The organism is Fibrobacter sp. (assembly GCA_012523595.1).
GTDB lineage: Bacteria > Fibrobacterota > Chitinivibrionia > Chitinivibrionales > Chitinispirillaceae > JAAYIG01.
In genome coordinates this window covers 1-23,316 of the sequence record JAAYIG010000095.1, presented here as the reverse complement: position 1 = coordinate 23,316, position 23,316 = coordinate 1, and the positions used below count along the sequence as shown (strand labels likewise).

The 23,316-nt window shown below is 47.0% G+C and carries 22 protein-coding genes; 10 read left to right on the top strand and 12 right to left on the bottom strand.

The annotated features are described in order from the left end of the window. Together GX089_05945 and GX089_05940 are read right to left on the bottom strand one after the other, a co-directional pair. A partial coding sequence (locus tag GX089_05945) for a hypothetical protein (protein ID NLP02015.1) occupies positions 1–400 on the bottom strand: 400 nt, incomplete at its 3' end. 37 nt (positions 401–437) lie between these two features. Beyond that, positions 438–2,024, bottom strand: coding sequence for an aromatic amino acid lyase (locus GX089_05940; GenBank protein ID NLP02014.1), 1,587 nt, complete (start codon positions 2,022–2,024; stop codon positions 438–440). Positions 2,025–2,168: 144 nt separating this feature from the next. Between GX089_05940 and GX089_05935 the strand changes: the two genes are divergently transcribed. From GX089_05935 to GX089_05920, 4 genes are all read left to right on the top strand, one after another. Further along, positions 2,169–3,371, top strand: a complete 1,203-nt coding sequence (locus GX089_05935) for a DUF362 domain-containing protein (protein NLP02013.1) — start codon at positions 2,169–2,171, stop codon at positions 3,369–3,371. After that, positions 3,368–4,066, top strand: coding sequence for a hypothetical protein (locus GX089_05930; protein NLP02012.1), 699 nt, complete (start codon positions 3,368–3,370; stop codon positions 4,064–4,066). Before GX089_05935 ends, GX089_05930 begins: the two co-directional genes overlap by 4 nt. A 66-nt stretch (positions 4,067–4,132) precedes the next feature. Then, positions 4,133–5,512 (top strand): radical SAM protein, encoded by a 1,380-nt coding sequence (locus tag GX089_05925; GenBank protein NLP02011.1) that lies wholly within the window; start codon positions 4,133–4,135, stop codon positions 5,510–5,512. Positions 5,513–5,530: 18 nt separating this feature from the next. Then, a complete protein-coding gene (locus GX089_05920; protein NLP02010.1) occupies positions 5,531–6,943 on the top strand; it encodes a B12-binding domain-containing radical SAM protein in 1,413 nt (470 codons plus the stop codon). 22 nt (positions 6,944–6,965) lie between these two features. Here the strand turns inward: GX089_05920 and GX089_05915 are convergent, their stop codons facing one another. From GX089_05915 to GX089_05875, 9 genes are all read right to left on the bottom strand, one after another. Continuing rightward, positions 6,966–7,730: a phosphate ABC transporter ATP-binding protein gene (locus GX089_05915; GenBank protein NLP02009.1), complete on the bottom strand. Its 765-nt coding sequence runs from the start codon at positions 7,728–7,730 to the stop codon at positions 6,966–6,968. A 23-nt stretch (positions 7,731–7,753) separates the two neighbouring features. Continuing rightward, entirely contained in the window at positions 7,754–8,515 is a 762-nt protein-coding gene (locus tag GX089_05910; protein NLP02008.1) for a phosphate ABC transporter ATP-binding protein, read from the bottom strand. Positions 8,516–8,517: 2 nt separating this feature from the next. Continuing rightward, positions 8,518–9,432, bottom strand: coding sequence for a phosphate ABC transporter permease PstA (pstA, locus tag GX089_05905; protein NLP02007.1), 915 nt, complete (start codon positions 9,430–9,432; stop codon positions 8,518–8,520). Continuing rightward, on the bottom strand, positions 9,429–10,394 hold the full coding sequence (gene pstC, locus GX089_05900; GenBank protein NLP02006.1) for a phosphate ABC transporter permease subunit PstC: 966 nt from the start codon (positions 10,392–10,394) through the stop codon (positions 9,429–9,431). The genes pstA and pstC overlap by 4 nt, the downstream gene beginning before the upstream one ends. Positions 10,395–10,412: 18 nt before the next feature. After that, positions 10,413–11,339, bottom strand: coding sequence for a phosphate ABC transporter substrate-binding protein (locus tag GX089_05895; GenBank protein NLP02005.1), 927 nt, complete (start codon positions 11,337–11,339; stop codon positions 10,413–10,415). Further along, positions 11,340–12,452 carry a phosphate signaling complex protein PhoU gene (gene phoU, locus GX089_05890; GenBank protein ID NLP02004.1) on the bottom strand — a complete coding sequence of 371 codons (1,113 nt, stop codon included), beginning with the start codon at positions 12,450–12,452 and terminating at the stop codon, positions 11,340–11,342. It lies immediately after the preceding gene. A 342-nt stretch (positions 12,453–12,794) separates the two neighbouring features. Next, positions 12,795–13,322: a 3-isopropylmalate dehydratase small subunit gene (locus tag GX089_05885; protein ID NLP02003.1), complete on the bottom strand. Its 528-nt coding sequence runs from the start codon at positions 13,320–13,322 to the stop codon at positions 12,795–12,797. Positions 13,323–13,362: 40 nt separating this feature from the next. Continuing rightward, positions 13,363–14,652, bottom strand: coding sequence for a 3-isopropylmalate dehydratase large subunit (locus GX089_05880; GenBank protein ID NLP02002.1), 1,290 nt, complete (start codon positions 14,650–14,652; stop codon positions 13,363–13,365). A 156-nt stretch (positions 14,653–14,808) separates the two neighbouring features. Continuing rightward, entirely contained in the window at positions 14,809–15,399 is a 591-nt protein-coding gene (locus tag GX089_05875) for a cupin domain-containing protein (protein NLP02001.1), read from the bottom strand. A 196-nt stretch (positions 15,400–15,595) separates the two neighbouring features. Between GX089_05875 and GX089_05870 the strand changes: the two genes are divergently transcribed. The 6 genes from GX089_05870 (at position 15,596) to GX089_05845 (ending at position 20,807) form a co-directional block, all read left to right on the top strand. Beyond that, positions 15,596–16,525, top strand: a complete 930-nt coding sequence (locus GX089_05870) for a diguanylate cyclase (protein NLP02000.1) — start codon at positions 15,596–15,598, stop codon at positions 16,523–16,525. Positions 16,526–16,581: 56 nt separating this feature from the next. Beyond that, positions 16,582–17,397: a shikimate dehydrogenase gene (gene aroE / locus GX089_05865; GenBank protein NLP01999.1), complete on the top strand. Its 816-nt coding sequence runs from the start codon at positions 16,582–16,584 to the stop codon at positions 17,395–17,397. A gap of 14 nt (positions 17,398–17,411) precedes the next feature. Beyond that, positions 17,412–18,689, top strand: a complete 1,278-nt coding sequence (gene aroA / locus GX089_05860) for a 3-phosphoshikimate 1-carboxyvinyltransferase (GenBank protein ID NLP01998.1) — start codon at positions 17,412–17,414, stop codon at positions 18,687–18,689. A gap of 21 nt (positions 18,690–18,710) precedes the next feature. Further along, on the top strand, positions 18,711–19,835 hold the full coding sequence (gene aroB, locus GX089_05855; protein ID NLP01997.1) for a 3-dehydroquinate synthase: 1,125 nt from the start codon (positions 18,711–18,713) through the stop codon (positions 19,833–19,835). 151 nt (positions 19,836–19,986) lie between these two features. Continuing rightward, the gene (locus GX089_05850; protein NLP01996.1) at positions 19,987–20,466 is read left to right on the top strand and encodes a sigma-70 family RNA polymerase sigma factor; all 480 of its coding nucleotides are present in this window, start codon (positions 19,987–19,989) and stop codon (positions 20,464–20,466) included. Then, complete coding sequence (locus tag GX089_05845; protein NLP01995.1) at positions 20,463–20,807, top strand: hypothetical protein; 345 nt, start codon at positions 20,463–20,465, stop codon at positions 20,805–20,807. The genes GX089_05850 and GX089_05845 overlap by 4 nt, the downstream gene beginning before the upstream one ends. Before the next feature lie 61 nt (positions 20,808–20,868). Here the strand turns inward: GX089_05845 and GX089_05840 are convergent. Continuing rightward, positions 20,869–23,316: hypothetical protein (locus GX089_05840; protein ID NLP01994.1), on the bottom strand; the 2,448-nt coding region annotated here is incomplete at its 5' end.

Sequence of the window (23,316 nt, the reverse complement as noted above, 5' to 3'; positions counted from 1 at the left end):
TAGAGACATTCAGGCCTAAAAGGTCGGGACGTCTGCCTTCAGGAGCGGAAATTCTCACGATACTGGTTGTATCAAGAAAATTGATGGCATGGTAAAGAGGTTTCTGGGTTGCTATTTTTGTGGCATCTCTTAAAAAATTGGCCACCTGAAGATGCGGCTGGTAATTCGGCCAGAGTGCTGCAAGAAGCTCAAGATCATTGTGGCGCTCTGTAATCTGGTTTTCGATCTGGTCGATGATCTGGTGAGAGGCATTTTCAACCTGGCTGGAAATCAATTTTGTATTGAGAAATTCAGCATTGCGTAGTGTCAGAACATTTCCGGACATCAGAAACAAGAACAGAGCCAGGGAACAAAGCACCGGATTCAGATCTACCAACAGATTGCCGATTCTGCGAAACATGTTCAACACCCCGGTGAGGTGAAAAATATGAAAACAATCAGGTTACATATTCAGATAGATTATCCAGCAGGCTGCTAGAGAAAAGGGTTTTCCTCAGAGAAGCCAGATCATCATGAAATATCCGCTGGTTGTCGTAGACCCGGAAATTCTTTACCAGAATGTTGTAAATCTTTCTGGTCCCTTTTCCCATTCCAGGCGTATTACGGAACGAAAGAGCCTGAAGCTGGGCAAGGGTTTCAAGTGTCAGGACATGCTTGGCATTGCTTACCGCTCTGAAAGCTTTTCTGGCCGCCACTGTTCCCATGCTGACAACGTCCTGATTAGAGGCGTTGCAGGAGATGGAGAGTGTACTGACCGGGTTTGCTATCTGCCGGTTTTCTGCGGTAGTCGATGTAGCCAGATACTGCGCTCCCATAAATCCCATCGCCAGTCCTGGTGTTTTCGGGATGAGGTGTTCAGGCAATCCCTCGTTAAGTTTACCATCCAGAAGTTTGTTCAACCTTCTTTCGGAGAGATTGCAGAGTTCTGCAATGGCCATACAGATCGCATCCATATTAAATCCTACACTCTGGCCATGAAAATTTCCTCCATGGATTACCTTTTTCTTTTCCGGGATAATTATAGGATTGTCATTGGATGAGTTTGCCTCAGTTTCTATTGTCTTTACCGCATAGTCGATGGCTTCGCTTACCGGCGCCAGAATCTGGGGTGTACACCTGATCGAGTAGACATCCTGAACATTAATGCTCGTTTCGTAAACGATGCCTTCTTTTTGCTGCTTTCTGATCAAATCATGCATATGAGACCTGAGCACGATATTTGTTGATCCCTTGTAGAGATCGCGGATGATGGAGGCTATTTTTATCTGCCCGGGGTGGGGCTTGACCTCATGGAGATCCTCATCAAAAGCGTCATCGATACCGCCAAAGATCTCGATTGAAAAGGCTGCATTGACACAGGCGAGTCGCAGGAGCTTTTTTGCCCCGAAAAGCGCAAAAGCCCCGATCGCTGTCATTGCAGCGGTCCCGTTCATCAGGGCAATTCCCTCTTTGTAACTGAGCCTGAAGGGCCTAAGCCCGCATTCGGCAAGTACCTCAGAGGCGTTCCTGAGCTCCTTTTTGTAAAACACTTTACCTTCACCAATCACTGCCAGCGCAAGATGGGCAAGGTGTATGAGGTCTCCGGATGCTCCGACACTACCGCATTCCGGTATATAAGGGGCTATACCGGCATTGATCATGTTTTTCAAATGCTCAAGAAGCTCTACCCTGACTCCGGAGTATCCCTTGATAAGACTGTTGAGCCGCACAGCCATAACCGCCAGGGAGACATATGGTTTCAGAGGGTCGCCCAGCCCGGCTGCATGACTTTTGATAAGATTTATCTGTAAAGTTTCGATTTCATTGTCGTTAATGATTTTGTTGCACATCGGTCCAAAAGAGGTATTAACCCCGTAGATTATCCGCCTTGCTGAAACTTCCTGTTCCAGAAATTTTCTTGATGCGCGGCATCTTTCCAATGCACTGGCATCAAGATCCACAGACCTGTCACCGATTCCAATTGCGACAATCTCCTCGATTGTCAAATTATACCCATTGAGGGTTACTGCCGGATTCTTGTTCATTCTACCTTTTCCCATGAATGCTCCTGCCCCGGAAATCTGAAGCAGGCAAAAATTAAAAAATAAACATTGCCCCCCCCTGTATCCAATTTATTGGAATTTAAATTTACTTGACTGTATTTTTAAGTTTTCTGAAAGGGAACTGCAGTGAAATCAAAAGTAGTCATTGTAAAATGTGATTCTTACGATCAGGAAGAGGTCAATTCCGCAATAAAAAGGGGAATTGAATATCTTGGGGGGGCAGACTGTTTTGCCCGCCAAAATGAACGAATTCTTCTTAAACCAAATGTGTTATGGGGAACAGACCCCAGTCAATGTGTGGTTACTCACCCCTCTGTGTTCAAAGCTGTCGCACTCCTGTTAAGAGAATCCGGAGCAAGGCTTTTTTACGGTGATTCACCGGGAGGGATACAGCCTGCCATAGGTGCTCTGAAAAAGGCAGGTTTTCACCAGATTGCCGAGGAGCTTGGTATTGCTCAGGGGGAGTTTGACCGTGGCAGTATAGTGTCTTTTCCTGAAGGTATAAGCAGCAAGATTCTCTACATCGCAGAAGCGGTTCTGAGCAGTGACGGAGTGGTAAGTTTACCGAAGCTCAAGACTCATGGTCTTACCAGAATGACGGGTGCTGTGAAAAATCAGTATGGATGTGTACCGGGGATGACAAAAGGAGAGTACCATGCCAGGTTTCCCGAAATATATGAATTCTCACAGCTTCTGGTCGATATTACCAGTTTTGTGAAGGCGCGCCTGTATGTTATGGATGCGGTTTACGCCATGGAGGGAAACGGACCTCAAAGCGGTGACCCCAAAAAGATCGGGGCAATCCTGCTTTCCACCGATCCTGTTGCTATTGACTCTGTCGCCTGCAGGATAATCGATCTGGATCCATCGTTTGCACCTCCGCTTAAAATCGGAGCACAGTGTGGTCTCGGTCATACACTCGATGACCAGATCGAGCTTATCGGCGATCCAATAGAATCTTTCATAGATAAATCATTTCGTGTGGTAAGAAGTGCTCCTGTGATAGTCCCTAAAACCAGACTCCTCAGGGAACTTAAAAGACATTTCTCTCCACGTCCGGTGATAGACAGTAAAAGCTGTACCGGATGCCGTCGTTGTGAGCAGGTTTGCCCGGTTAATCCCAAAGCGGTCGCGGTCAGGGGGAAAGGGAAAGTTCCAACTTTTGATTACAGGCAATGTATACGATGTTTCTGCTGTCATGAGATGTGTCCCTCAAGGGCAATTCACATCAGGACACCCTTGCTTAAAAAGATTTTTCCTTTTGCTTCCTATCTTTCCCTGTTTATTACGAGTATTTACAGCAAAATGCAGAAGAAGGTGAACGGATGATAGCACCTTTATTTCCCGGTGACCCTAAGAAGAATGATGGTTTGTTTATATTAGGGGCATTACAGCCCAAACCATTTGTTTTTGTCTATGAACAACCCGTAGTTGAAGTAGTACACGGCCCCTCCGGAAAACCATCAGAAGAGATTTATCTCGACAGGTGCAAGGAGGACAATGTTCCTGTTCTGGAAAGGCGCGGCGGGGGAGGAACTGTGGTACTTGCTCCCGGGATGGTGGTCACTATTGTAGTAGGCCCGAGAGACAGATACACAGCGCTTGAACTGTTTGCAAAAGTCCAGGGTGCCATAGTTGCGGTGCTTGAAAAACACGGGATCGGTCCTGTAGAACATAAGGGCACAAGTGATCTGGCGATTACCAACCGCAAGTTCCTGGGCAGTTCCCTGTATCTGGGCTCCAATCCTGCGCTTTATTATTATCAGGCAAGTCTGATGGTTGAATCTGATCTTTCAATTCTCAGCCGCTATCTTAAACATCCTCTGAAGGAACCTGAGTACCGTCAGGGCAGAAAGCACGAGGAATTCTGCACAACCCTGAAAATGGCGGGATATGACCTTACAGCCCAGAAGGTTTGCGAAATGTTTCGCACTGAGCTTGGTGAATATCTGGGGAAAGAGTCTGAACCTGCCGATACCGACTCCGGTTCGGAAGCGGTTGATAAGTTCACCGGATACTGCTGAACGATAAGTATATTTCAGGAAAGAATAAGTGTCTGGCTGTACATTGGAAATGAGTGAAGGAATATTTTGCCTGTAAAGATATTGTTAGTCAGTATAAACCGCTGCCGTAATCCTTACCCTGTTTTCCCGCTTGGCATCTCACACATAACCGGTGCACTCAGGAAGAATGGCTTTGATGTAAAAGTAATAGACATGGGGTTTCAGGACAGGGACCTTGAACCTGTTCTAAGAGATTTCAATCCCGATTATGTCGGTTTATCTCTGCGGAATATCGATGATGTAAGGATAGATAAAACACAGTTTTTCGTTCCTGAACTTTGTGAAACTGTCAAGAGAGTGAAAGATGTAAGCGGAGCGGGTCTGATCCTGGGAGGAAGCGCATTTTCACTTTTTCCGGAAGAGCTTCTTGAGATGACAGGTGCGGATTACGGGCTGATGGGTGAGGCTGAAGGCTCGATAATCACGCTTTTAGAGGTCCTGAGCGGATCGCATGGAGAATCGCTCTCTGCACTGGAGAAGGTTCCGGGGCTCATTTACAGACAGGGAAACATAGTCAGGAAAAACGCTCCTGCGGCATTTCCGTCTTCTGAAATCTCTATACCATGCCGCATCCCTGAGATTGCCGGGTATTATTTAAAATCAAGCGGGATGCTGAATATCCAGACCCAGCGCGGGTGTCCGTTTACATGCTGCTACTGTACATATCCTCTGATCGAAGGCAAAAGGGCCAGATTCAGGCCGGCACGCTCGGTGGCGGAAGATGCCGAAGATGCGGTCAGGTCAGGTGCAGAATACCTGTTTATTGTAGATTCGGCATTTAACACCAGCAATGATCATGTTGCAGGTATATGTGAAGAGTTTTTAAAACTGAAGGTGAAATTTGAGTGGGGCTGTTTCCTGCGGCCCTGCAATCTTACACAGGATCTGATGGCGCTGATGGCCAGGGCAGGGCTGAAACACATCGAGTTTGGTTCAGACAGCTTCTGTGACAGTGTACTGGAGAGTTACGGGAAAAACTTTACCTTCGATGATATCCTTTCCTCGAGTGAGATGGCAAGGAAAGAGAAAATTCACTACTCGCATTTCCTCATTATCGGAGGGCCCGGAGAAACTGAAGATACCCTGAGGAAGAGTTTTGAAAACTCAACAATGTTAAAGAAGACAGTGATTTTTCCTTTTACAGGAATGCGTATCTATCCCGGTACTCCTCTTTATGCTCACGCGTTGAAAGAGAAATATATCTCTGAACCAGTCAATCTGCTTGAACCGCTTTTCTATATTTCACCTTATTTAACAAAAGAGAGAATTGCCGGGATGCTTTCGGAATTTCATCAAAGGAGCTGCAGGTGGGCTGTGGAGGATATTACCCCCGAACAGGCGAAGGTGATGGAATCGTTGAGAGAGAGAGGAATAAAGGGGCCTCTATGGGAATTTCTGGCAGGGTAATTATAGAGAAAAGAGGTAATGGTGCGGATAATACTTTTTCATCCACGCGGTTACCGGCTTGAGCCTGGTACCAGAAGAATCGGGTCATTGGCATGTGTAATGCCACCGGTCGGACTCGCTTCAATTGCCGCCGTACTGAGAAAATCCGGCCATCGGGTGTATCTTTTCGATGCCGCACTGCAGAACAGAGTGACAAACCAGCAATGGGCTGAGCGAATCTGCTCCCTGAAACCCGATATGATCGGGTTTTCCACTACTACATCCGCGTTTCTGGATGCCTACGATGTTTGCCTGAAGGTGAAGGAAATCTCCCCGGATATAAAGACCGTATTTGGAGGTGTGCATGTTTCCTGGGGAAAGGAAAAGATTCTGGAGAGCTTTCCGGCTATCGATTATGTTATCGCAGGTGAAGGTGAAACAGCGATAAGGATGCTGGCTGATGGGTCGAACGACTGCGACAGAATCTATTTCCGTGACGGGCAGACTGTCCGTAACGGCACAAAAAGCATCCCTCCCTGTGTTCTGGATGAGCTGCCTTTTCCGGCTTATGATCTCCTCTCCGGCTTTCCCGGTAAATACCTTATGCCTCTTTTCGGATATCCGAGGCACCCTGGTGCCAATATCATCTCATCGAGAGGATGTGTTTACTCCTGCACATATTGTGACCGCTCGGTCTTCGGGAAAGGTTTCTGGTGGAACTCTCCGGAATACACTTTCCAGCAGATATTGTGGCTTTATCGGGACTTCGGTGTCAGACATATAAATTTCTACGATGATCTCTTTACGCTTAATAGAAAGAGAGTCGAAGAATTATGTCTGCGGCTCTCTTCAAGCCGTATTCCGGTTACATTCAACTGTATAGTTAGAATCGGGCATATCGATCCTCAGCTGATAGCGCTGCTGAAAAAGGGAGGCTGCTGGATGGTATCTGTGGGGATCGAGTCTGGAGACCAGAACCTGCTGGATACCCATAAGGATGGTTTGTCAATTGAGAATATCCGCCGTGACGTGCAATTGCTGCATGATTCAGGTTTGTGGGTAAAGGGCCTTTTCATGATAGGATTTCCGGGCGAGAAAGAGGAATCAATTGTAAAGACAAGGGAACTGGCTCTTTCTCTTCCTTTGAAGGACGCCAACCTGACGGCGTTTACCCCTTTTCCGGGCGCTCCGATCACCAGAGACATCGAAAGCCTGGGTACATTTGAGAATGACTGGTCAAAAATGGACTGCATGCAGTTTGTCTTTGTTCCCAATGAGATCGGGCAGAAGAGTGTGCTTGAGTATCATTACGGAGAATTTTACCGCCGTTTCTACAACCGCCCCTTTATGCGTAAAAATGTGTATCCCAAAATGCTTTTCCAGTCACCTCACAGCTTTTTACGGCTGTTGAAAAACGCTCCGGATTTTCTGGATTTCAGGAAGAGTCTATAATCCGGCGGAAAGAAAGAGATCCTTATCCGTAACGTCCCTCGATGTATTCTGCGGTTTTAGGGTTTGCAGGATTGATAAACAGTTCTTCAGTACGGCTGTGTTCCACCACTTCTCCCAGAAGCATGAAAATGCATTCATCGGAAATTCGTCTGGCCTGTGCCATGCTGTGTGTCACGATAATAATAGAGTAGTTTCCGCGGAGCGATAGCATCAGCTCCTCTACGGCCTTTGTTCCCTCAATGTCAAGAGCCGAGCAGGGTTCATCCATAAGAATTATCTCCGGCTTGAGAGGAAGAATCCTTGCGATGCAGAGTTTCTGCTGCTGTTCGAGCTGGAGACTGGTTGCCTTTGCTTTAAGGCGGTCTTTAAGGTCTTTCCACAGGTCTGCTTCTGTTAATGCTTTCTCAACCGCTTCGTCAAGAAAAGGTTTCCTGAGACTGAAACGCGGGGTATGCGTGCGTAAACCAAAAACCACGTTCTCGTAAACTGAAACAGGGAGTGGATTTGGCCTCTGGAAGACCATCCCCACGGATTTTCGCAGTTCAACCAGAGATACATCGTGATCGTATATGTTTTTCCCCAGAATCGAGATTGTCCCGGTAGTGCGTACATTACTGAAACGCTCGTTTATCCTGTTGAAACATCGCAGGAGTGTGGTCTTTCCGCATCCGCTGGGGCCGATCAGTGAGGTAATCAGGCCGTGTTTGATTTTCAGGTTTATGTTTTTCAAGGCCTGGAAGTTTCCGTACCAGAGGTTGAGATCGTTTGTCAGGATGCTGTGTTCTATTTTTTCACTCATATTGAAGCCTGTTAACCAAAAATTCCGTTTACATAATCGTAAGTATCCTGTTTTGCCGGTTTATTGGAAAAGATTACCTCTGAACGGTCGATCTCAACAATATCTCCCTTCCACAGGAACATGGCTCTGTCAGACAGGCGTCTGGCCTGGTGTGTAAGATTTGTTACCAGGATAATAGTTATTTCACGTTTGAGTTCTTTCAGAACATCTTCGATGCGCATCGTGGTGACCGGATCTATGGCAATTGAAAATTCATCCAGACAGAGGACTTCCGGCTGATGAGAGAGGGCTCGGGCGATTGTAAGACGTTGCTGTTGGCCGCCCGATAATGCGGTTCCAAGACTGTTGAGCCGGTCTTTTACTTCATCCCAGAGCGCAGCCTGTCTCAGACATCGTTCTACTATTTCGTCAAGCTGGCTTTTTTTCTTCATCCCGGAGCATCTGGGCGCGAAAGCCACATTTTCGTAGATAGTCAGCGGGAGCCCGACAGGAAGAGGTGCTACCATGCCGATTCTTCTACGGAGGTCGAAGACATCTTTTGTCCTGATGATATCCTCGTTATCCATAAAAATCTTTCCGGAGACCGAAGTATCCTTTATAAAATCGATTGTTCTGTTTATGCAGCGCAGGAGTGATGTTTTTCCGGACTGTGCGGGGCCTATTATTGCCAGTATTTCATTGCGAAAGACTTCAAAGGAGATATTGTGAATTACCTCGATGCCGCCGTAAGCAAGACGCAGGTCCTCGACTTTTATTTTCTTCTGTGTATCCATCCCTACCACTTTTTCCGGTTTCTCAACCATACTCTCAGGGCTATAGCACTTGCGTTTACCAGAAGCACCGAACCCAGGAGAACTACTGCTGTAGCAAACGGTATCGACTCTTTCACACCAGGCACCTGTGTGGCAACTGTGTACAGATGCATGGAAAGAGCCATGCACTGATCGGTAAGCTGGTATGGAAACAGGTTCCCTTTCTCAACTGCCTTGAAAAAAACTGCTCCTGTAAACATGATCGGAGCGGTTTCTCCGGCTGCACGGCTTACCTGCAGGATTATCCCGGTAAGGATACCGCTGATTGAATTTGGGAGGACAACAGCCTTTATAGTCTGCCATCGGGTTGCTCCCACATTCCAGCAGGCTTCCCTGAAATTCATCGGTACCGATGCCAGAGCTTCACGGGTGCTGGCTATGATCACCGGAAGAGTCATTATAGCAAGTGTCAACGACGCCGAGATTATTGAATATCCGAATCTTGCTGCATACACAAATGCTCCCAGCCCGAAAAGAGCGTGCACAATGCTTGGAACACCGGCAAGATTTATAACCGCCATATTAATGATTCTGTTGAAAAGGTTGTCTTTTGCGTACTCGTTGAGGTACACTGCAGCAAGCACACCAACAGGGGTGGAGATAAGCAGCGAAATTATCACCAGGTAAAGGGTACCTATAAAGGCCGGCCAGATTCCGCCCTCTCTCATTCCCCGTATCGGTACATCCACCAGAAATGACCAGCTAAGCGATGGTGAGGCTTTGAAAATCAGGTAACCGACTATCATCAAGAGAGGAATGACAAGTGACATCACCATGATAAGAAATGCCCATTTCGCCGCAGTCTCATACCATTCTTTACGTGCTGTAAATGATGTTCTTGTAAACCTGGATGATGAGTTTGACTGTTGTTGACTCATTTCCTGTGGATACCCCTGATTACCAGGTCTGCTGTAAGATTTACCACGAAGGTGATACAGAACAGCAATACACCTGTGAGGAAAAGTACTCTGTAGTGATCTGAACCCGCCGGTGCTTCACCAAGTTCAGCGGCTATATTTGCCGTGAGTGTCCTGACCGAATCGATCAGGCTCATTGGAATCTGCACCGCATGTCCTGTTGCCATAAGCACAGCCATAGTCTCGCCTACAGCTCTTCCGATTCCCAGAAGCACTGCCGCCAGGAGTCCGTTTTTTGCAGCCGGAATAAGTACTCTGTAGATCATCTGCCACTTTGTGGCACCCATCGACAGGGCTGCTTCTCTGTAGGAATCGGGCACTGCCTTCAGCGCATCTTCACTTATAGAGACGATAATCGGCACACTCATCAGAGCAAGAATCAACCCTCCATTGAGAAGATTCACACCTGCCGGTGCACTGGTAAAGTTTACAATCAGCTTGCTCATGACTGTAATTCCGATAAAGCCCCAGACCACGCTGGGTATGGCTGCCAGAAGCTCTATTATGATTTTGAGCGTCTCTTTGAGCCTTTTTTCACAGAACTCCGAGATGTAAATTGCGGCTCCGAGCCCGAAAGGAACAGCTATGAGCATGGCAAAAAGGGTTACCGAAAAACTGCCGATTATAAGAGAGAAGGTGCCGTACCTGACGTTTACAGCCGATGTCGGGTACCATTTGGTACTGGATAGGAACTGTACTATGCTGAAATTTTCGCTGAACAGTACAGGGATAGCTTCCTTGAATACAAAAAAGAATATGGCAAGTACAAACAGAATCGCACTCACTCCGCTGAGGCGGATAATCCACTCGAAGGCCCGCTCTGCCGTAACAACCCATAAGGGGCGCTTTGGCAGAGAAAGTGCTTTCTGGTCGGATAGAAGAGGAAACTCAGCAGCTAAAACGGAATCTTGATTTTCTGTCATTCCTGAAAAGTTCCCGGTTCAGGTTTGTAAATCTGTTTTTGCTGATGGTAACGGGACATATCCGTTATCTGCCACGATTTTCTGGCCGGCTTCCGACATTATCCACTCGATATAATGCTTTATTTCATCATCGGGTTCTCCAAGTGTATAGATCAGTAGCGAGCGTGCCAGCGGATAATTTCTGGTCTGGGTGTCTTCAATAGTCGGCAAGTAAGAGATTCCCGAACTGCTTTTAATCTTGAGCATTTTGACATGGGAAGTAGCATAACCCATGCCGCTGTACCCTATGGCTGTTTTTACATTTCCTACCAGCTCGGCAACCTCTTTTGAACCGTTCATATCGAGAGAACCGAGTTCAAAATCCTTGTTGCTGAGGACATACTCACGGAAAAATTCGTAAGTTCCGGAACTGGATTGACGGCTGATACGGAGGATTTTATCTCTTTTGGCTCCCGGAATTTTGATCCCCAGTTGAGACCATTTCTTTATAGTGCCGTCTTCCCCATAGATCTGCGCAAGCTGCTCGACAGTTATCTCCTCCAGCGGATTATCCTTGTGAACGTAAATCGCAAGAGCATCATACCCGACAACGTACTCCCTGGGTGTCTTTCCGGTATTCTTTTCTGCCAGCTCTATCTCACTTTTCTTCATGTTTCTGCTGGCAGTGGCTATGGAAATTGCCCCTTTTATCAGGGCTGCAATGCCCACTCCGGAGCCGCCTCCGGAAACCTCGATTTCTACAGATGGTTTGATGTTTTTGTATTCCTCAGCCCAGGCCTGTGCCAGGTTGACCATTGTATCTGAGCCTTTTACCTGAACCACGGCTGATTTTGTTCCGGAGGAGTCAGTGTCGTTTTTTTTCCCGCAGCCTGCTATCAATGCTAATAAAGCAACAGCCGTAAGCCTGACAAAAAGGGAAGCACGATTTCTGCTGAAAACTGGCACTTATTCTCTTCCTGTTTCTGAATCGGTATCTATAATAGCATTAACCAGGTCGGTTATATGGTTCTTTATAAAATTGTAAGTCTTTTCATAAGCCTTATTTATTTCCTCCCGGGAGTCCTGCAGCTTCGATGGGTCTATAACAGGCCAATGGAGAAAAACCATTTTCCTGGGGTAATGAGGGAAGGCTTTGTTCGCTTTCTCCGTTAAACAGACAATCACCTGATAGTGGTCAAGATTTGGGATCTGATGAATTGTTTTAGGAGTGACACGTGACAGATCTATTCCCTTGGTCAGCATAAAATCGATAGTGGAACAGTCCACAGGTTTTGGTTCTATGCCGGCACTTGCGAAAATGAACCTGGAGAGATTGAGGCTCAATGCGATAGCTTCAGCCATCTGGCTCCGGCATGAATTGTGGTCGTCAACAAAAAGGATACGGAAGGCCTCTGCGCTGGGATGTTTTGTGTACTCGCCAGTGCACATGTAAAGCACTTCCATGCATATATTACGAGCCTGATCCGATACCCTCTCGAATTTACGGATTATTGTCATGAGAGGGTCCACTGCCATAGGGGAAATCTTCTGTTGAGCAAGGAGACTGACAACACGGCTGTTAAGCTCCGATCTCAGGACATCAACTGTTTTTTCGGTTTCGATGCTTTTTTGGGCAATCTCAGTGTCCTGATCCATAAAAGCCCTGATCGAGTCATGGAACATGGTTATGGATAGATTGGAAAGCTCAGTTATCTCATCTTTGAGCTCGAAATTAGGATCATCATAAAGCTTCAGCACCTGACGGGCTATGCACTCCGCGTAATCACCTATTCTTTCGATTTCAAGATTTATCCTGATTGTGCTGTAGGCAAAACGCAACAACCCTGCCACAGGGTCTTGACGTACAAGGAATTCAAGGCAGAGCTGGTCGATCTCCTTTTCTTTCCTGTCAATATGCTGATCACGAAGGATTACTTCGTAGGCCAGTTGGCGGTTGTTTTCCAGGTAGGATTTCAGACAGCCATTGAGTGCTTTTTCAGCCTGCAGTGACATCTTCCATACGTGATCACGGATACGCGTGATATCCCTCTGCAACGATTCCTCTCTGTGTGTCAACATGTCGAAAGGTCCTCCTGAGCATCAGGTCTGTTGTTTTAATGAGATGAAAAAATAATATGGTAACTGTTTGAAGAAAACAGAAAATCTTCTCATCTTTAATTTGATATGCAGTATTACGAACCAGGTGGCATATAATTAACATGGCATGAAAAGAGGAGAAAGGGAGTGGGAATATTTGAAAGCAGGAAACCTTGCAGAAATGGCGATGGAAAAAAGAAAAAAAAAGTGACAGACTATCTTTTTACTTTTATGGGGTTGAATGCGTTTACTGATTTCGGGTATGGTGGGATGGTTTTTTAAGTGGCAGAGGCAGGCACTTAAGCCCGCCTCTTAAAAAACAGATCAATATTTTGCGTCAGCAAATTCCACCCAGCCCCCGGCTCTAACCAGAGCCTCATCAAAGCCGGAGAGAGAGAAGGAGAACTCTTTACTGCAGCCCGGTTTTGAAAACCTGAGCTTTTTTGCCTCCATATCTACATCGCATACTACCTCATCCTCTCCTGCCATGGAGAAGATCTCCTGTATGGTTTCAGGCGCAAGCTCGATAGCAAGCATCCCGCCGTTAAACATGTTCTGACGGAAGATTCTGGCGAAGTTCGGGGCAATGACTGCTGTGATATCATTAACCTCAAGAGCCCATGGGGCATGCTCCCGTGATGACCCGCAGCCGAAATTCGCCCTGGTAACAATTACCCTGGCTCTCCCTCTCCACCCGCTTTCAGTATTGAATCCATCCATTTTCAGGTCTTCGAGAAGATATGGCTTGAGAGCCTCCTTTTTTACCTCTGTCAGATATTTTGCTGGTATTATCTCATCTGTGTTGATATCTGCCCTGTCCAGAAAAAGTACCGGACCGCCAAAGTTCTTCATATTTATATTCCTTTCGGTTTTTCAGGATAATTACAGTTGCTTACTTCCCCAGATACTCCCTGGGATCACTTATATAACCCTTTATGCCGCTTGCAGCCGCTGTGGCGGGACTTGCAAGATGAACCATGCCGCCCTTGCCCATCCGGCCGTTAAAGTTCCGGTTGGTGGTAGAGATACACTCCTCTCCTTCCGCCAGTACCCCGGTTGACATCCCAAGACAAGCTCCGCAGGTAGGGTTGACAACACAATACCCGGCATCCATGAAAATCTCAATCAAACCCTCTTTGAGTGCCTGAGAAAATATCGATGGAGTCGCGGGACTCACTATCCCTCTTACACCCGGAGCCAGTTTTGTTCCCTTTACAATGGATGCGGCGATACGCAGATCGGAAATCCTGCCGTTTGTACAGCTTCCGATATAAACCTGGTCGATCTTCGTATTTCCCAGTTCGGTTACTCTCTTTACCTGATCCGGCTTATAGCCCACTGTCGCGACCGGCTCGAGCCCGGAAACATCAATCTCGATCTCTTTGGCATAGGATGCATCCGGGTCAGAATGCCACTTCCGGAAATCCTCCACTGCCGCAGCTTTGCTGCTGTAATCGCTGCTTATAAATGGCCAGAGATACTCTACAGTGTTTTGGTCCGGCATGCAGAGTCCCGATGTAGCACCTGCCTCGATTGCCATATTGCAAAGCGTCATCCGTTCCTCCATTGACATGCACTCCACAACCTCACCGGTGAATTCCACAACATGATCAGTGGCGCCGTTTACCGTCAATGTACGTATGACCTCAAGGATCACATCTTTGGCAAATACCCCAGAGGGCATCTTTCCTTTCAAAGTGACCTTGATGCTTTCCGGCTGACGGAATGCGCAGACCCCCTTGAGTATTCCTACCTCAAGATCAGTGGTTCCCACACCGGCAGCAAAAGCTCCGAATGCCCCATGAGTACAGGTATGGCTGTCACCCATAATTACTGTGTAGCCTGGCCTGATAAATCCCTTTTCGGGGAACAGCGCGTGGCATACTCCGTTTCTTCCTACATCGAAAAAATCCTTTATCCCTTGGCGGGTAGCCCAGTCTCTGAGGATTTTTGCCTGAGTAGCGCTCTTGGAATCCTTCGACGGTGTGACATGGTCTATAACAGCCTTTATTTTTGCTGGATCAAAAACGCGATCCTTGCCTCGCCACTGAAGATCGGCGATAGCAACGGGCGTTGTTATCTCATGGCACATTACTACATCCAGAGACAATACCCTTGTCCCTGCAAAAGGCTCATCTACCAGATGAGCATCGAAGATTTTTTCTGTAATCGTCTTTCCCATATCCTGACCTTGTTTAAATGATTAAAGGATTTTCCTGATAACAAATATAGAAGTAGAACTTTATTCTTATTTAATCCTTAGTATAAACATTTTTCCCCCCTGATTAGAAATGCATTTCCTGTTTTAACCAGAGAAAATGGTTTTATCGTACAAAATTCAAATGTCACTGCTGTTTTTCAGGTAGTCAACATGAGGCGGTGAGATGCTGAACACCGCTCTGAATGTTTTCTGCCCTGAGTTTCGTAGTTGGTGAGGGAGTCTGGAATTGAAAAAAAAGCTGTCTCCCTCACTTATACTGTATTCAGTGCCATCGATTATCAATATTGCAGTACCTTCCAGGACATATCCGGTCTCGATTCCCTCATGCCCCTCAGTGCTCATCACCGTCTCTGCTCCCGGTTTAATCTCCAGAAGCGACATTTCAAGCTGGCTGGGTCCCTGAGAGCATGTCATGAGCTGCTCATAGCCCACACCCCCGTTTTCCATTGTCAAACGTTCCCCATGGCGGTGAATCCTGACCCTGCGTTCTGTCGAGAGGTTTTTAAACAGATCTGCCGGCTCAACATCAAGTGCCGCACAGACAGCAAACAGAGTATCGATCGAGGGTGAGACTATGCCTCGTTCGATCTGGCTGAGCATACTTACCGAGATACCAGCCTGATTGGCAACATCACTCTGATTCTTCCCGGTTTTCTCCCTGAAGAGTCTGAGGAATTGCCCGATTCTGGTGATAAGTGGGTTAAGCAATACTGTATCCATTACAGTAATTATAAAATGCGCATGTTCCAAAGGCAAGAATTTTAAATTCCCAATTTTTCAGAAACTATTTTCCTTATCGTTAAAAGATCTACAATTCAGGGATGCTGAGATCGTATTTATTGATGTGAACCGCTAAAGAGTATCCCGGACAGAGTTGCAGAGCGGATTTTGACTGGAAAGCAAAATGGAAAACACGAATTTAAGCGAAGAAACCCACCTCAATGAGCTGGGTGACTCTAATCTTAATATAGAAGACATTGATAATCTCAAGAAGCTGACTGACAGAAGGGTTATAGAGATTGTCAGCGGAGATATTGTTGATCATATTCAAGATGATGAGTTCCTGTTGGACTCCATAGGAAAGAAACCAGGTACCTATTACCGTGATATTATTTTTGCCCTGATGCAGATCCGTCTTCCTGAGGAGGAAGCCAAGAGAGACTGGAAGGAGATACTCAAGCACAAGTATATACTCAGTGAGAAGCTGGGGCGTAATGTGGGTATCCATGTGGCTACTCTTGATTATTACACCAACATAAAGAAGAGGGTGACAAACCCCAAGATCATCGATGCCAATGAGTATGTGGATACAGCCAGCAGGGCGATAACCGATGATCTTACAAAAGCCTACAACCGTCATTTCTTCGATGATGAATTCAGAAGACTTTTTCTTCAGGCTCGTACCACCGGAAAGATTTTCTCGCTTATTATGCTGGATCTTGACCATTTCAAGATCTACAATGACCTGAACGGTCACATTCAGGGTGATATAGCTCTTATAGAGGTGGTGCGGATACTCCATGCTGTTTGCAGCCAGGATGACACCGTGTCGAGGTACGGAGGAGAGGAGTTTACAGTACTCCTTCCATCGCAGCCGCTTAACCTTGCACTGAGAACTGCTGAACATATCAGACAGGCTGTGTTTGATTACCGTTTTGTAAATGAGCAGACTCTTCCCCAGGGTCGCCTTTCGGCATCGCTGGGTGTTACTACCTACCGGGAAGATATCGTTTCTCCCCAGGATATGATAGAGGAGGCCGATGTGGCTCTTTACAGGGCCAAGAACAGCGGCAGGAACCGGGTAAAGGCATTTCTGGGCGATCCGGCAATATGAACATAGATTTACAAATAAAAGGAAATACCCGTATTGTGTGTCTGATGGGGTATCCTGTGGCACATTCCATCTCTCCCCAGATTCACAATCACGCTTTCCGTGTGCTGAAGCTTCCATACGTTTACGTTCCTTTATCAGTGCCTCCCGGTGCTCTTCATACGGCCGCTTATGCCTTCCGAGCATTTTCCTTTGCAGGCGCAAATGTGACTATCCCTCACAAAGGCGGGATGTCCCGTTACTGTGATTCTCTTTCCGGGCTGTCGCAGGCCACAGGCACTGTAAATACTCTTTACATGAAAGATGGTGCGCTCTGCGGAACCACTACCGATCCGGAAGGCTTTTTCCGGGCGCTGAAATTCATGGATGTCGTAACAGAAGGACGCAATGTAGTGATCCTGGGAAACGGTGGTACCGCAAGGACTCTGTCCATAGCGATTTCTCTGGAAGGAAAAGCGGCATCATTGACAATTGCAGGACGGAACAGGGAAAAAGTATCCTTACTGGCTGAGGAGATAAGTTCCATTTCAGGTTTCAGGGTACAATCCATCTGTTTTTCCGATGATGGTATGCACGATTTGCTGCGTAAATGCGACTTGCTTGTTAATTGCACCAGCGTGGGGATGTATCCCCGGACAGATGAAACTCCTTTACCGGCGCACTTTTTCCACCGGAATATGACAGTCTTCGACTCAATCTATAATCCCCATAAAACCAGGTTTTTAAAAGAAGCAGAAGAGGCCGGATGCAGGGTTCAGAACGGCCTTCGAATGCTTCTTTACCAGGCACTTGCCTCTTTTAGACTCTGGACCGGAGTGGATGTACCTGAGGAGATATTCGATATAAACGAGTTAATAGGCCTTGTTGCCGGCTGAACTGGAGACCTGTTATGAAATGGATAGTCCGTAAGTCATCACTGTCTGGAAACATAGCTATTCCCCCCTCAAAATCCCATACGATCAGAGCTTTTCTGATTGCATCTCTGGCTGAGGGTATATCACTTATTCGCAGACCGCTGATTAAGGGTGATGGCGGCTCTGCCTTGAGAGCGGCTGAGGGGTTGGGTTCAGTGGTGGAGTTTACAGATAGTGGTGTGAGGATCACCGGAATCGGAGATGATTTCAACCGGGGCAGTGGCAGTCTGGATCTGGGTAATTCTGGTACTGGTACAAATCTCTTTGCTTCAGCGGCAGCTCTGGGATCCCGGGGGAGGCGTTTTGACGGGGATGATTCTCTAAGGTCAAGGCCTTTCAGGGTGCTTCTGGATGCGCTCAGAGATCTGGGCGCTTTCTACGAACTGGAGGTCCCGGGAAGGGATCTGCCTTTTTTTATCAAGGGCCCGCTGAAGGGCGGAACTGTCTCTGTAAATGGGATTTCCAGTCAATTTGTTTCCAGTCTGCTGTTAAGTTGTCCTTTGATCAAAGACGGCAACACCGAGATAAATGTTGTCAATCTTCATGAGAAACCCTATGTAGAACTGACACTCTGGTGGCTGGACAAGCAGGGAATAAAGTACAGTAAAGCTCCTGACTTAAGTAAATTTTTTATCCCTGGAAATCAGCATTATTCTCCATTTGAGATTTCCGTTCCCTCCGATTTTTCATCCGCCACCTTTGCGGCAACTGCCGCGGCGATTGCCGGGGGAGATGTGACCCTTACAGGACTTGATTTCAGCGATCCACAGGGTGACAAGGGAGTTTTTGACATTATAAGGCTTGCCGGAGCAGAAGTAGATATCAAAGAGAATGGGGTGACAATCAGCGGCGCTGATCTTTCCGGGAGAGAGATTGACCTGAACAGCATGCCGGATGCCCTACCGGCTCTCTCTGTGCTGGCGTGTGCTTCCAGGGGTGTTACCCGTTTTATAAATGTAAAGCAGGCCAGGATAAAGGAAACCGACAGAATCGCGGTGATGTGCAGGGAACTCTCGAAGATGGGCGCTGATATCAGTGAGGAGGAAGACGGGCTTGTTGTCCGGGAAAGTCGTCTGAGAGGTGCAGTTGTAAACGGGTATTATGATCACCGTGTTGTCATGGCGCTTGCGTTGGCAGGGATGATTGCCGAGGGGGAGACTGTGATTGAAACTGCGGAGGCGGCGGATGTCACCTATCCCGGTTTTGTTAATGATTTCAGAAAAATCGGTGCGGATATTGAAACAGAAAATTGAGAAGAAGGAAACGAAAAAAACATGGAGATCGCGGTAAATCTTGGAGAGAACTCTTACACTGTATCTGTGAAGCATGGATTATCGGCTGACCTGCCGGATCTCCTTAAAGGTAAGTTTCCTGAGAGTTCCTTTTTTCTTATCACAAACACCACGATTGCCTCAATCTATTCCGGGCTCCTTCAAAACTGGAAAGAAAAGCTCGACCTTCAGATTTATACCATACCCGATGGAGAAAAGTACAAAACTGTAGATACCTGGAAAGAGGTTCTTGACTTTCTGCTAAGTTCAAAGATAGAGCGTTCAAGTGTGGTTCTGGCTTTTGGTGGAGGGGTAGTGGGAGACATAACCGGTTTTGCCGCTTCCTCTGTACTGAGGGGTGTCAAATATGTTCAGATCCCTACGACCCTTCTGGCTATGATCGATTCCTCTGTGGGTGGCAAGACCGCAGTGGATCATCCGATGGGAAAGAATCTGATAGGAGCCTTTTATCAGCCATCTCATGTATTAGTGGACACCGCGTTTTTAGACACACTCTCTGAAAGGGATTTCCGGAGCGGCTACGCAGAGCTTTTCAAGAATGCGTTTATAGGCGGGAGGGAGATGTTTGATTTTGTCTCCATCAATAACGACTTGATTCTATCAAAGAGCCGCAGCGAACTTCTTGAAGGTATCCGGCGCAGCATAGAGATAAAAGCAAGGGTGGTTGAGCAGGATACCTGTGAGAGATCCGGGTTGCGTGCACTGCTCAATTTCGGCCACACATTTGCACATAGTCTTGAGCGGTTTTTCGGCTTTGAATCTGTTATGCATGGAGAGGCTGTTTTCTGGGGTATTCTGTGTGCCTGTGAACTGGGTATAGCAAAAGGTACGGTTCCTTCCGCCGATGTTGAGACTTATAGAAATCTGCTTTCAAGAATGCCACTTCCGGAACTCCCCTCAGTTCCTGATATCCGGAAACTGTATGCGGATATGTTTTCTGATAAGAAAGTGCTGTCAGGAAAGATCCGTTTTGTGCTGCCTGCTGAGCCGGGAAAATCGGCTCTCAGGTCTGATATTACAGAAAAGGAGATTTTACCGGTTCTGGAATTGGTATTTCTCAGGGAAAATACATTTGAAAGATTTCTCCTCGAAGACTCGCCGAAATGACAACCAGACCGCAGGTTTATACGAACACTTCCGGGAATGGCAAAAGATTGTGTACGTAGCTTGACCTTACTGTAACGAAACCGTTTCAGTTGTCGTTTATATTTATAGAAGCCGGCAGAAACTGTGCAGTCAGGAAGAAAAGAGGTATTCTGTGCAGGAAAATGAGTTCAGAAAGATTTACCAGGGGTACAGTCGGAAGCTTTACAATTTTATCCTCTGGATGTCCAGGAACCGTGCGGCGGCTGACGATATCCTGCAGAATGTATTTGCCAATGTATGGAAATGCAAAAGCGCTCCTGCCGATGAGGTGGAACTTCAGAGATGGCTCTTTACAATTGCGCGGAACGCCAGCATGGATTTTTTCAGGAAAGCCAGCCGCTTCAGCCGGTTCCGTGCCCAGTATGATCTGGAGTGTGATGATCATTACATCGAACCTGATACGAAGCACATCTGGAGAGAACTTACGGTTCTACCCGATACTGAAAGGGGAATTCTATACCTGCACATAAAGTGCGGGTATTCCTATAGAGAAATCGGGGAAATGTTGAACATAACGGAAAATTCTGTAAGGGTCAAGGCATTCAGGGCCTTGAAAAAGCTGAAGGAAAGCCTGACGAGGAAAGAATTATGACATACTCTCTTTTAAATCATCCATCCGAGGATTCTCTGATAAGCTGCGCTTTGCAGGGCGGTGATGATGAAGTAAGGCAGCATCTGGAGGAGTGTCAGGCATGCCTGGATTATACAGAAGAGATCAGGGAAATTGGTGAGGATATCCGGAAGATAGAGGATGAGGAGATTCCCCCTGCTGTACAGAACATAATCTTGTCGGTGGCCAGGAAGAAAACCGGGATGGAAAATGTCTTTCTGTTTCTGCGGGACTGGTATAAAAAGCCTTTTATTTACGGCTTGTTAAGCGCTCTTGCCGCAATCATGTTTTACTTTGCATTTGAATTGCTTCACCTGGATTGACTTTCTGATCGGGGTCGGTATCGGAATCGATACCGACCCCGATCAAAACAAGCGGTAGTGGCTATTTCTTTACACCCACAAAAATCTTTTCAGTATACACAGTTTTGGAATTCTCCTTTACAATTACCTGAGCCATATAGGTTCCGACTCCCACTCTGCGTCCTCTCCGGTTATATCCGTTCCATTGATACTTGAAATGCCTGCCCATACTGCTCATCTCAGAATCGATAATACGGTTTCCTAAAGCATCAAAAATGACAATCTGTGCTCTGAACCGTGAGACTGGCGCAGGTGTGACAGGTGTAACCTGGATTATAGCCGGTGACGGAGGTCGCACGGGATTGGGACCGATCCGTGCCATCCACTGCGGCTCCTCCTGAATGATCTGCAACAGGACCCTTCTGTTCGAGGGGTTGGATTGAATGTTGCCTGAGGAGTCTTTTACTAGGGCTGAGATATCGATCCAGACAGAATCGTTGTCCGAAGGGGAAATTCCGGAGGGATCTATAGAGTTTACAAGAAAAGTAGTCTTACTGTGGTATGGGGTAAGATTGAACCTGTACTGCCCGGTCTGAGGGTTTGCAAGTAAAAATGGACTGTTTCCTGGTGCCGGGATGTCTTCTGAAAACTCACAGATGAGGGTGTCATCATCAGGTTCCCCCGACAAATTGTATCGCCCTGAGTGAAGCACTGCCGATACAAGGACCGGTGCAGCGCTGTCAATTGCATTCGATGTCCGGAGCACGCCTTTGACAGCTTTAAATTCAACAGCAGCCAGCATGAAACCGGAAGTAAGGGGTTGATCTGTTCTGACCACCGTTCCCTCGACTGGAATGTAAAAGGTTGAATCATTTACAAACTGGATAGTGCCCGGGTCGATCAGGTGACTCAGGGAATTCCACTGGACTCTGATTGTGTCAAACTCCTGGACCTTAACCGGTCTTTTGAACTGGAGGTATATCCTGTCAACGATTCCGTTTGCATCGGAATCAATGTACCAGGAGGATTTAATGGCTGCGGCACCTGCTCTGAATCCTATTTTCACCGGGATATTCAGATCATGCGGCAGTACTCCGTTAAGCTCTGAAATCTTTCCTCCCTGGCTTCCCGGGACAAGACGGAGCAAGTCTCCGGCAAGAGGTTTACCGGCAGATGAGGAAGCGAGGACAGTGATTGTGGAATCATTGTCGATATTATTTATCGTCAGAATATTCAGCGGGATGGTATCGTCCCCGGCTTTTATCAGAAGCAGTTGATTCCCCTTAACTGTGGATGTAAAGATAGGTTCTGAGAAGGTAAGAAAGAGAATATCCGGATCAGAGCTTTCATTTTCGAGTACATCTGCGGCTATAAGTGATGGCCCGACCCCATCGGTGAAAACACCGCTGTGGCTCTCAGGTTCACCCTCAACATCGATATTGATTGTTAGATTTCCCGACGGTCTGCCGTCGATGCCGGCAGAAGAGGTAAAAGGGGTAATTACAGTATTGCCGTTTATGATACATGAGGCGGCAGGAATGATGTAGGGTCCTCCGCTATATCTGATTTCAACACTGGAGAGACTCTGGCCGGTTTTGAAAGTATCTGTAAGAGTAATATGGAGAAGATCGGGGATGATATCACCGTCGCTGTCAAGCATCACCGCAGATGACACAAGGGGATAATCAGGTTTGTCATCAGCGACAATTCTTACAGAATCGGAAAGCAGACCCGCTGTGCTTACCACAATCCATGTTGTACCTCCGTCAACCTTTAAAATGGTGCACCTGGATGGGTTTTCCGGGTCAGGTATGACTGTGATTATTTCCGGATTCCGGCTTATCCATTGCGGAGATTTTGCCGGTTCGATGAAATTGCCTGCAGAGTCACGGACAACCGCATATATCTGCATGGAATCTCTCTCAATGCTTATGTAAATGGAGTCGATAAAGGCATCTTTCTTTGGGTCCAGGGGGATGGAATCGGTAAGGATGTCCAGGTGGTGGGGTTTGGGGTAGACGGTAAAGGTCAGGTACCCGGACCTCTCCTTGTTTACAGTGCTCTGGAAGATGATACGGTATTGACCGGGTGAGAGTCCGGAGATTTTAGCACTGTCAAGAGAAACCGTTGACTTGCTGGCATCTGTCGTTATTCCTCCGAAATGGGTTCCAGGAGGCAGAGGCACAAGAGAATCATCGGGGAACTGAGGACCTTCCAGAAAGAAATTTACCTGAGCCAGTTCTTCCTCGTCAATGAGTTTTGTTATCCCACAGCCTGTTCCTTCGGTAAGAATTCTTTGCCAGACATCGTAGCGGTAGCTGCCGTTTCCTAAGGCTGTTTCTTTGTAGTAAAGCTCGTCGCTGTTTCGCAGGTCCATCGAGGTCCTTATCATGAAGTTTGCTGCGACCGGATTGCGTTCGGCATAGAACAGATCCAGCGAGTACATCTCACCATCAACCAGTCCCAGTTCAATTTTCCTTTTGTCGAGAAAAAGAGTGTCTGCCAGCCTTTCATGCAACCCGCCCAGGTC

What these genes read in the sequence shown, in the direction of transcription:
- GX089_05870 (NLP02000.1), top strand. Translation starts at nt 15,596, where the DNA reads ATGGAAAACACGAATTTAAGCGAAGAAACCCACCTCAATGAGCTGGGT.
- GX089_05940 (NLP02014.1), bottom strand. Translation starts at nt 2,024, where the DNA reads ATGAACAAGAATCCGGCAGTAACCCTCAATGGGTATAATTTGACAATC.
- pstC (NLP02006.1), bottom strand. Translation starts at nt 10,394, where the DNA reads ATGACAGAAAATCAAGATTCCGTTTTAGCTGCTGAGTTTCCTCTTCTA.
- pstA (NLP02007.1), bottom strand. Translation starts at nt 9,432, where the DNA reads ATGAGTCAACAACAGTCAAACTCATCATCCAGGTTTACAAGAACATCA.
- GX089_05920 (NLP02010.1), top strand. Translation starts at nt 5,531, where the DNA reads ATGGTGCGGATAATACTTTTTCATCCACGCGGTTACCGGCTTGAGCCT.
- phoU (NLP02004.1), bottom strand. Translation starts at nt 12,452, where the DNA reads ATGTTGACACACAGAGAGGAATCGTTGCAGAGGGATATCACGCGTATC.
- GX089_05845 (NLP01995.1), top strand. Translation starts at nt 20,463, where the DNA reads ATGACATACTCTCTTTTAAATCATCCATCCGAGGATTCTCTGATAAGC.
- GX089_05885 (NLP02003.1), bottom strand. Translation starts at nt 13,322, where the DNA reads ATGAAGAACTTTGGCGGTCCGGTACTTTTTCTGGACAGGGCAGATATC.
- aroA (NLP01998.1), top strand. Translation starts at nt 17,412, where the DNA reads ATGAAATGGATAGTCCGTAAGTCATCACTGTCTGGAAACATAGCTATT.
- GX089_05880 (NLP02002.1), bottom strand. Translation starts at nt 14,652, where the DNA reads ATGGGAAAGACGATTACAGAAAAAATCTTCGATGCTCATCTGGTAGAT.
- GX089_05910 (NLP02008.1), bottom strand. Translation starts at nt 8,515, where the DNA reads ATGGATACACAGAAGAAAATAAAAGTCGAGGACCTGCGTCTTGCTTAC.
- aroB (NLP01997.1), top strand. Translation starts at nt 18,711, where the DNA reads ATGGAGATCGCGGTAAATCTTGGAGAGAACTCTTACACTGTATCTGTG.
- GX089_05930 (NLP02012.1), top strand. Translation starts at nt 3,368, where the DNA reads ATGATAGCACCTTTATTTCCCGGTGACCCTAAGAAGAATGATGGTTTG.